Below are 8,724 nucleotides of genomic sequence, written 5' to 3'. Positions count from 1 at the left end.
GGCGCTGGTGTACATCGCGGCGTTCGCCCCGGACGCCGGCGAGTCGGTGAACACGCTCATTGCCGACCCGCCGCCCGGCGCACCCGTACCACCGATCCTCCCGGGGAAGGACGGATTCCTGTTCCTGGACCGGGAGAAGTTTCACGATTCGTTCGCCGGCGACCTGCCCGCCGCACAGGCCGCGTTCATGGCCGACTCACAGGTGCCGTGGGGCGTGGCCGCCCTCGGCGGATCGATCACCGAACCCGCCTGGCGGGTCAAGCCGAGCTGGTACCTGATTGCGACCGACGACAGGATGATCCCCCCGCCTGCGCAGCGCGTCATGTCGGAGCGGGCCGGCTCGACCGTGGTCGAGGCGGCGGGCAGCCACTCCATCTACGTATCGCAGCCGGCCGCGGTGGCCGCTCTCATCGAGCAGGCCGCGTCCACCGTGACCGCGCAGTAGCGCCCCGGCAGGAGCCGCGCGAGTTCTTGGTGAAGCGAGCAGACATGGTCACCGGGCACAGTCGGGCTCCAGCGGAACACACTCGCCCCAGCGAGAGAGCCTCGATGAGGCCGTCCAGCCCCCGGAGGAGCCGCCCGATCTCCGGCGCGGTCACCTCGTGATCAGCCTCGATCGACTCGCCGACGCCGCCGACAGCGCCGCCGGGCTACGACATCACCCGCGACGCCACCCGCCCTCACGCTCCTCGAGATCAGCCAATGGACTTTGCCGACCCCGTTCCGGCCTACCGAGGACCGTGCGGCCGGCAACAGAGCAAACCACGATTTACTTTTCGTCGATCGGGTCCACGTAGACATGAGCCATGGAACGCTCAACTACCGAACCGCCGCCGTTCCGGTGCCGGCAGGACAGTCCCGAGATCCGCGCCAGCGCCAGATGGGTGAGTCGAAACATCACGACTGGTGATCATGCCGGCGTTGAGCCACTGCCAGTGGTGCCCGTACCGCAACAGAAGGCCCCAGCCAGCGGCCGAGACATGGTTCTCGGCGCCGACACGGTGTCACTGACTACATGTATACAGTTCGTCGACAAGTGCCTGTCAGCCTTGGTGAGTCGACGAGCCGGGGATCGGGTAAGGCATAGGAGTTCGAGGGTGGGCGTTCTGTTGACCTGCGGTGCGGTCTACTCGCATTTCGCGCCGATGGTCGCGCCGGTGGCCGAGGGGATCCGCGAGGCCGGGCGCGAGGTCGCGGTGGCCCCCGGGCCGTCGTTGGCCGGGGACCTGGATCGGCTGGGGCTGCCGCACCTGTCGCTGCCCCGGATGCTGACCGCAGTGCAGCGGGCCGCCGATCCGGACCGGGCGCGCCATCTCGGGTTCATCCCGGAGGAGATGGCCGAGCCGGTGACCGGGGCGACGTTCGGCCGGTTGTTCGCCGGTGAGACGGCTCTGCGGTCGGCCGAGGACCTGCTGGCTGTCGCGTCGGGGTTCCGGCCAGATCTTGTGGTGCGGGAGAACGCCGAACTGGGCGGTCATCTGTTCGCCGAGAAGATCGGTGTGCCCGCGTGACCTTGGATATCGCCGCGATGGCCCCAAGTCGGCACGCCGATGTGCTGCCTATGCCCGCGCACGGGAAGCTTCCCCTTCCCGAGATCGTCGAGGCCCTCGGCGCGCTGCCAGTGACCGCGGTGGTGGCGCCGGGCAGCGACGCCGCCCTGGCCGAGTGGACCGGCCCGCGTCCGGTCAACGTGCGACTGGTGTCGTTCGTACAGCTGCGCCTGCTGCTGCCGACCTGTGATCTCTTCATTACCCATGCCGGGTTCGGCAGCGTCCGGGAGACGCTGACCCCGCCGGAGTACCCACCGTCGCGCTGCCCCAGCGGGCGGACCAGCCGGCGAACGCGCAGCGGCTGGCCGACCTCGGCTCCGGTATCGCGCCGGGCCGGGACGAAGTGGATACGGCGACGCTCACCGCGGCCTGTCGCCGGGTCCTGGAGGACTCTTCGTACCGGCAGGCCGTTCGCGGCTTCCAACGCCAGATTCTCGGCCTGCCCGGTGTCGACGAGCTGGTGGCCGACCTCAATGCACTGGCTAGGTCACCTGGTCGGCACGCCGCGCGGCGGTCCAGTGGAAGACGCTGATGCGGTGCTCGCCGGGGCCAGGACGCCGTCCGTGGCATACATGCGCGACCAGACAGGAAGGAGGTGAACCCGATGACCACCACACCATGCTGTGTCCGTGGTGCGGCGATCCCACCTGCGACTGCTGCCGCGACGGCTGCTGAGCTACCTCGGGCCCGGCTGTTGGCTGGCCACCCACTACAGACCCCGAGCCGTTGAAGCACCCGCCCGACGCGCTGGCTCTACAGGTTGCTCGCCGCGCTCGGTGGTGAACTGGGGCCAGAATCGATGACAACGGTGGAGCCAGACCACTTGACGACACTCATTCACACCGGACGGGAGGACTACATGCGCGGAGCAAGTGGCAACCCGACCGGCGGCGTGCGGATCAGGGGCCTACTGGTGGCGGTGCTCGGTGTCGGCGCACTCCTTGTCGCTCCCGGTGTGGCCGGGCCCGGTGCCCCCGCGGCGGCGGCGGTACACACTCCCATGGACCTGCCGGGCTCCCGCCCCCCGGCGCCGCAGCCGGGCGGCGACTTCAGCGCGAAGGGCGGCAACTGGTCGGGCTATGTGGCGACGGGAACGGGCTTCCGGTCGGTGTCCGCCCGGTGGGTCGAACCTAGGGTCACCTGCACATCGACGGCCGAGACGTTCTCGCCATGGGTGGGTATCGACGGCTACGGCAGTGGCACCGTCCAGCAGACCGGCGTGGCGACCGACTGCTCGTCCGGCACGCCGGTCTATCGGGCGTGGTACGAGACGGCCCCGGAGCCTCCGGTCTACTACCCGCTCCGTGTCCAGGCCGGTGATGTGATCACGGCCGAGGTGGCCCGCAGCGGCAGCAAGTACACGATGAGGATCAGTGACACCACCCGGAACTGGACGAGGAGCGAGGTCAAGTCCTTCCCCGGGGCCAACGTCTCCGCCGAGGTCGTGCTGGAAGCGATGGCAGGCAGGTTCCCGAGGTTCGGAGCGGTCACCTTCACCGACACCGCTGTCGACGGGAAGCCGATGGGCTCGGCCAAGCCCATCGCCATCGACGCCACCGGCCCTCGGGGCTTCTTGACCGCCACCGGCTCGCTGTCCGGGAGCAGCTTCGCCATCCGACCTCGCCGCGAGTAGGGCCAGCGTGGGCGCGCGGACCCACGCCGCCGCGGCCACCTGGTGCTCTGACGACTAGGCGGCGTCCGGGTCCGTCCGGCTGTGAAGCTTCGGCCTCAGCGGTGCGCCGGAGGAGACGGGACCGGATTCGACGGCCAGGTGCCACGAAGGCGCTCTTGCCGGCCGGAACAAATGGATCAACGGTAGAGCCAGGCCACTTGACGACACCCAGACAGACAAGTGCGCAACACGATGAAGCGGTTCGCGGTATCCGTGACGGGGCGAGGCGCGGATCATGGCGGGACGACAACGGTCGCCTCGACCTCCACGTCCATGCCTAGCCGGGGAACTACGGGGAGAGGCCATGAAGAATCGCAACCTCGGTTTGCTCGAGGCGGTCGGCGAGCCCGAGGCACCCCGCGCTGCGGTGCCGAGAGCCCGCCGCACCTCGAAGGTGCCATCGTCGGCGCCGGGCGCGTGGGCACCACCCTCGCTTACACATGTCTGGCGAGGGGCCGGCCATCGATGTGCAAGGCAAACCGACGCGTTGCCGCGGGTGGTCCCGCGGCGGCAGAGCCCCGGCGCGGACCCGGACCGGCTGGATCTCGAGCTGCCGATCGGCGTGGCGAGCAACGAGGGCGAAACGGCGTACGGCGAGACCGTGCTGTCCGCCGAGCCGCCGGAGCCTGCTCCGCACGGGGACCATGACGAGGGCGGCCGCTCCTGGAGTCCTCGGCGCTGATCTCCGGTCGGCCTCAACCAGGGCAGGGTCGACGACCGTTGCGCGCGGCGGTTCACCTGACCTCCGCCGAGGCCGGGGCAGCGAGCAGGGGTGCGGGTGGTGCATGGTGAGGTGGGGCCGGCACTCGCCTACGTTCCGGACTGGGAGATGCTCGAGCAGGCCGCGGGCTACGCCCGGGCCCACGCGCTCTGCGCCATCGAGGCGAGCATGTTCGGCGACCGTCCGGGCTGGCTCGGCGCTCGAGAACGAACCAGCAACCCGTGCTGGTCGCTGCCGCCGATCGCGCCGGCCTGCGGCAGCGGGAACGATTGTCAGGTGCGGTGTGCCCGAGGCGGAGTTCGGCCGTTCACGGCGCTGGGTGCCCGACGGGTGACGGAGGGCAGAGGAGGGGGCAGGTCGGAGGAGGGGTGGGTCACTGTCGCGGCCGACCAGAACAGAAGCGCGATGCCGACGGCGCCGGGGTCCGGCTGGCCCTTCGCCCGGTCGCCGACGTAGCTGGCCCGGCCCATCCGGGCGCGCAGCTCCGCGGTGTGCGCCGCGCCCGCTGCAGCGGCCTCGGCCGCGTCGGCGAGCCCACCGCCTCGGAGGGCCTCGACCGCGGGCGCGAGAGCGTCGACCAGCGTCCGGTCGCCGACCTGCGCCTCGCCGACTCGCTGGATCGCGTCGAGCCCGGCCGCGGTTCCCGTCGCCCAGGCCACCGCCGGCTCCACGTCGGTGGAAAGTGCGCGGGCGATCTCGGTGAACAGCAGCCCGAGCAGCGGGCCGCTGGTGCCGCCGACCTCGTCGAGGAAGACCTCACCGAGCACGGCGAAGGCCGCGCCGCCGGACGACTCGAACCGATCGACGGCGTCCTGGAGACCATCCCGGAGGTTGTCGCCGAAGTCCCCGTCGCCGCTGAGCTGATCGAGGGCGGTCAGCTCGGCATGCGCGTCGGCGGCGGCGGTGGCGAAGCGGCGGAGGACCGCCTCCTGGTCGAAGGGCATCAGGCCGTCTCCTCACTGGTGCGGGGGAAGGCAGGTGTCACGGTCGGCGCGCTCCACCACGGCTGCCACTCCGGTTGCATCCGGGTCAGGGTCAGCGAGAACCCAGCCATGTCGAGGGCCGGGATGAAGGTGCCCACGAGCGCACCCGTCAGCGTGAGTCCGCGGTGCTCCAGACCGGTCGCGACCAGCTCGTGCAGTCCGTAGAGCTCCAGTTGGGTGGTGCCGCCCAGACCGTTGACGACGGCCAGGACCTCGTCGGGCCCCGCCGGGAGGCCTGCCACGATCTCGTCGAGCATCCGGTCGACGAGCTCCTCGGTCGGCGGCCGGGTGATGGACTTCTGCGCCCGCTCGCCGTGGATCCCGACGCCGTACTCCAGCTCGTCGGGCTCCAGGGAGAACGACGGCTGCCCGGTGTGCATCGAGGTCTGCGCCCGGGACGCGACGGCGAGGCTGCGCGACGCCGCGGTGAATTGCGCGCCGAGGCCGGCCAGCTCGTCGAGGTCCAGGCCGGTGTCCGCCGCGGCTCCCAGCAGCTTCTCGACGATGACGGTGGCACCGGTCCCGCGCCGCCCGGTGGCGGTCTCGGTGGACTCAGTGGCCAGGTCGTCGTCGACGAGGACCCGGCGGACCTCGATCCCGTCCAGGCGCAGCCGCTCGGCCGCGATCCCGAAGTTGATCCGGTCGCCGGTGTAGTTCTTCACGACGTGGACGACACCGCTCATCCCCTCGGCGGCCTTCCGGCTGGCCTCGAGGACCTGCCTGTTGTGCGGCGAGGCGAAGATCCTGCCGGGGGCGACGGCGTCGAGCATCCCGCGCCCGAGGAAGCCGGCGTGCAGCGGTTCGTGGCCGGAACCCCCACCCGACACCAGCCCGACGCGGCGGCTGGCGTTGCGCTGCTTCGCGACCAGGTGCGTCGGTCTCTCGTGCAGCTGCACGAGGTCCGCGTGGGCACGGGCGAACCCGCGCAGCGCGGCCGGCACCGGGTCTTGGTCCGCGGGGTGGAAGGGACGGGACATCAGGCGTTCTCCCGAGGACGGTCGTCGGCTGTGGTTCTCGGATCGCTCCCGAGCGAGGCGAGCGGGCTGCCGCCGTAGACCATCAGCTCGAGCGCGAGCTTCCGACTTGCCTCCTGGGCAGCGACGACCATCGTGGTCTCGGGAGGTATGACGACATCCATGACCACAGAATTGCTTTCCGGCGGAGACAAGTCGCTACGGCCACCGCCCATCTACGTCCCCCGGCTAGCTGGAGCATGCGCGTACCGAACCCCCTGCGCGGGACGAGGTCGTCGTCGCTCGCTTGGGTCGTGTCGTTGGGTGAGACGGACCTGCCCGAAACCAACCTCGACGGAGCGAACCCGACCAGGGCCGACCTCGACGGGCGATCTTGATCGGGGTCACCCTCGGCCAGCTCGTCGCGCATCGCGTCCGCCGTCGCCTCGTCGAGCATCGCCGGGTGCGTCCTCCTAGTGTCCTGCGCCTGAGATGCGCCGACAATATCGGGCACCGAGAGCGATCCGAATTGGTTGAACGCGAAGCAGCGGTTCGGGAAGTTGCTGGTCACCTTCTCAATGCGGTCGAGCTCGGCGTCCTTCTCGGGATCCCTGGATTCCTGCCAGGTCCGGGTCCGTTGGAACGACACCCCGCGCTCACCAGGGTGAAAGCTGAATGGGCTGCACAAGTGGTACTCCGATCGCAGTGTGTGCTCGGGCGCCCCGGGAGGCCAGCCGGTTTCACGACCGTCGCCCGGGCATCGCCCGGCGGTTCGAGGGATCAGTGGGGTTGCAGCGGGAGCTCGACGAGGATCGCCGTCCCGTCCTCCCGGCAGCTGCTGACCTCGATCGTCCCGCCCAGGGCCTGTACCCGGTCGCGCAGCCCGATCAGACCCGAACCTGCGGCGGGATCGGCGCCGCCGACGCCGTCGTCGCGGATCGACAGGTGCAGCTGGGTGTCGCGCTGTTCGACGGTGACGTCCGTGTGGGAGGCGCGGGCGTGTTTGGTGGTGTTGGTGAGCGCTTCGGACACGACGTAGTAGGCGGCCACCTCGATCGGCTCCGCGGGGCGGGTGTCGGTGCGGATGTCGAGTTCCACCGGGATCGCGGCGCGGCGGGCGAGGGTCCGCAGGGCCGGCCCGAGCCCGCCCTCGGACAGGATTGCCGGGTGGATGCCGCGGGCGAGCTCGCGGAGCTCCTCGGTCGCCTCGGTGAGCTCGTCGGTGACTCGGCCGAGCTGGCTCCGGAGCTCGGACAGGTCCGCGGGCACGGTGGCCTGGGCCAGGCGCAACGTGAGGCTGATCGCGACGAGGCGTTGCTGGGTGCCGTCGTGCAGGTCGCGTTCGATGCGGCGGCGGGCGTCGTCGGCGGCGGCGACGATCCGGGCCCGCGACGCAGTGAGCTGGGCGCGGCTGTCGGCGTTGGCGATTGCGGTGCCGATGAGCTCGGTGAACCCGGCCATGCGGTGTTCGGTGTCGGCCGGGAAACGCCCGTGCCGCGTCCCGGCGCCGATCGCGCCCCACAGTCGCCCCTCGACGGTGATCGGGGCCGCGACCGAGGACCGGAGTCCCAGCCGGCGGACGGCGTCGGCGTAGTCGCCGGGGGCTTGGCTGTAGTTGTCGCAGCGAGCCGGGCGGCACGTGCGCAAGGCGACCGCCACGGCCACGGGCGGCTCAGGCTTCCAGCGGCTGCCCACCGGGAGCTCGGCGGAGTGTGCGCCGACGCTGGCGACGAGAGTCGTCGCGCCGTCGGGACCGAGGCGGACGATGACGGTGCCGTCGGCATCGAGGACGGCGCCGGCCTCGTGCGCGACGGCGGCGAACACCTCGGCCGGTGGCATCCCGCGGGCGACCAGCGTGGCGACGCGGCGCAGGGCGGCCTGCTCGTCGGCGAGTCGGCGCAGTTCGTCGCGGCTGTCCTCGAGTTGGGTGCGGCCTTCGGCGTTCGCGATCGCGGTGCCGATGAGTTCGGTGAAACCGGCCAGGCGCTGTTCGGTGTCGGCTGGGAGGTGCTCGCGCCGGGTCCCGGTGCCGATCGCGCCCCAGAGACGCCCTTCCACGGTGATCGGAGTCGCGACCGACGACCGGATTCCCACCCGGCGGACCGTGGCGTCGACGAACGCGCCGGAGGCGTGGCTGTAGTCGTCGCAGCGAGCCGGGCGGCCGGTGCGCAAGGCGACCGCCAGGGCCAGCGGCGGCTCAGGGGTCCAGCGGCTGCCCACGGCCAGATCGTCGGAGTGATCGCCGACGACGGCGAGGACGGTCATCGCGCCGTCGGGATCGAGGCGGGCGATGGTCGTGGCGTCGGCCTCGAGGACGTGGCCGACCTCGTGCGCGACTGCGGCGAACACCTCGGCCGGTGGTGTGCCGCGGGCGACCAGCGTGGCGACGCGGCGCAGCGCGGCCTGTTCCTCGGCGAGTCGGCGCAGTTCGTCGCGGCTGTCCTCGAGCTGGGTGCGGCCTTCGGCGTTCGCGATCGCGGTGCCGACGAGTTCGGTGAACCCGGGCATGCGCTGTTCGGTGCCGGTCGGAAGATCCTCGCGACGGGTCGCGGTGCCGATCGCGCCCCACACGCGGCCCTCGACGATGATCGGCGCTGCGACCCCCGATCGGAGTGCCAGCCGACGCAGGCGGTCGCCGTAGGCGCCGGCGACCTGGCTGAAGTCGTCGAGGCGGGCCGGGCGGCCGGTGTGCACGGCGACCGCCAGAGGCAGCGGCGACTCGATCGTCCAGCGGCTTCCCGCCGGGAACCCGCCGGAGAGGTCACCGACGAAGGCCAGGACGGTCACCGCGCCGTCGGGTTCGAGGCGGGCGATGGTTGTGGCATCGGTAGCGAGGACGTGGCAG

General features: G+C 71.3%; 8 protein-coding genes. 5 read left to right on the top strand and 3 right to left on the bottom strand.

All coding sequences use genetic code 11. The annotated features are described in order from the left end of the window. Nucleotides 1-7: 7 nt before the first annotated feature. The 5 genes from JWP64_RS01595 to JWP64_RS01575 all read left to right on the top strand — a co-directional run bounded on the left by JWP64_RS01595 (nucleotide 8) and on the right by JWP64_RS01575 (nucleotide 3,904). The gene (locus JWP64_RS01595) at nucleotides 8-445 is read left to right on the top strand and encodes an alpha/beta hydrolase (protein ID WP_297491351.1); all 438 of its coding nucleotides are present in this window, start codon (nucleotides 8-10) and stop codon (nucleotides 443-445) included. A gap of 652 nt (nucleotides 446-1,097) precedes the next feature. Next, entirely contained in the window at nucleotides 1,098-1,511 is a 414-nt protein-coding gene (locus tag JWP64_RS01590; RefSeq protein WP_297491349.1) for a hypothetical protein, read from the top strand. Nucleotides 1,512-1,812: 301 nt separating this feature from the next. Beyond that, entirely contained in the window at nucleotides 1,813-2,082 is a 270-nt protein-coding gene (locus tag JWP64_RS01585; RefSeq protein ID WP_366889206.1) for a nucleotide disphospho-sugar-binding domain-containing protein, read from the top strand. Nucleotides 2,083-2,310: 228 nt separating this feature from the next. Beyond that, a complete protein-coding gene (locus tag JWP64_RS01580) occupies nucleotides 2,311-3,183 on the top strand; it encodes a G1 family glutamic endopeptidase (protein ID WP_297491347.1) in 873 nt (290 codons plus the stop codon). 526 nt (nucleotides 3,184-3,709) lie between these two features. Next, on the top strand, nucleotides 3,710-3,904 hold the full coding sequence (locus JWP64_RS01575; protein WP_297491344.1) for a hypothetical protein: 195 nt from the start codon (nucleotides 3,710-3,712) through the stop codon (nucleotides 3,902-3,904). 311 nt (nucleotides 3,905-4,215) lie between these two features. Here the strand turns inward: JWP64_RS01575 and JWP64_RS01570 are convergent, their stop codons facing one another. The 3 genes from JWP64_RS01570 to JWP64_RS01560 form a co-directional block, all read right to left on the bottom strand. Then, nucleotides 4,216-4,887 carry a DAK2 domain-containing protein gene (locus JWP64_RS01570; RefSeq protein ID WP_297491341.1) on the bottom strand — a complete coding sequence of 224 codons (672 nt, stop codon included), beginning with the start codon at nucleotides 4,885-4,887 and terminating at the stop codon, nucleotides 4,216-4,218. Beyond that, nucleotides 4,887-5,903, bottom strand: coding sequence for a dihydroxyacetone kinase subunit DhaK (locus tag JWP64_RS01565; RefSeq protein ID WP_297491337.1), 1,017 nt, complete (start codon nucleotides 5,901-5,903; stop codon nucleotides 4,887-4,889). The genes JWP64_RS01570 and JWP64_RS01565 overlap by 1 nt, the downstream gene beginning before the upstream one ends. A gap of 756 nt (nucleotides 5,904-6,659) precedes the next feature. Further along, a partial coding sequence (locus JWP64_RS01560) for a GAF domain-containing protein (RefSeq protein ID WP_297491335.1) occupies nucleotides 6,660-8,724 on the bottom strand: 2,065 nt, incomplete at its 5' end.

It is taken from the genome of Pseudonocardia sp., assembly GCF_025465255.1.
In the GTDB taxonomy this organism is placed as follows: Bacteria; Actinomycetota; Actinomycetes; order Mycobacteriales; family Pseudonocardiaceae; genus Pseudonocardia.
This window is presented reverse-complemented; position numbering and strand designations above follow the sequence as displayed.

Excerpts from the sequence above, each read along its gene's own strand:
- JWP64_RS01570 (WP_297491341.1), bottom strand. The coding sequence starts at position 4,887 with ATGCCCTTCGACCAGGAGGCGGTCCTCCGCCGCTTCGCCACCGCCGCC.
- JWP64_RS01565 (WP_297491337.1), bottom strand. The coding sequence starts at position 5,903 with ATGTCCCGTCCCTTCCACCCCGCGGACCAAGACCCGGTGCCGGCCGCG.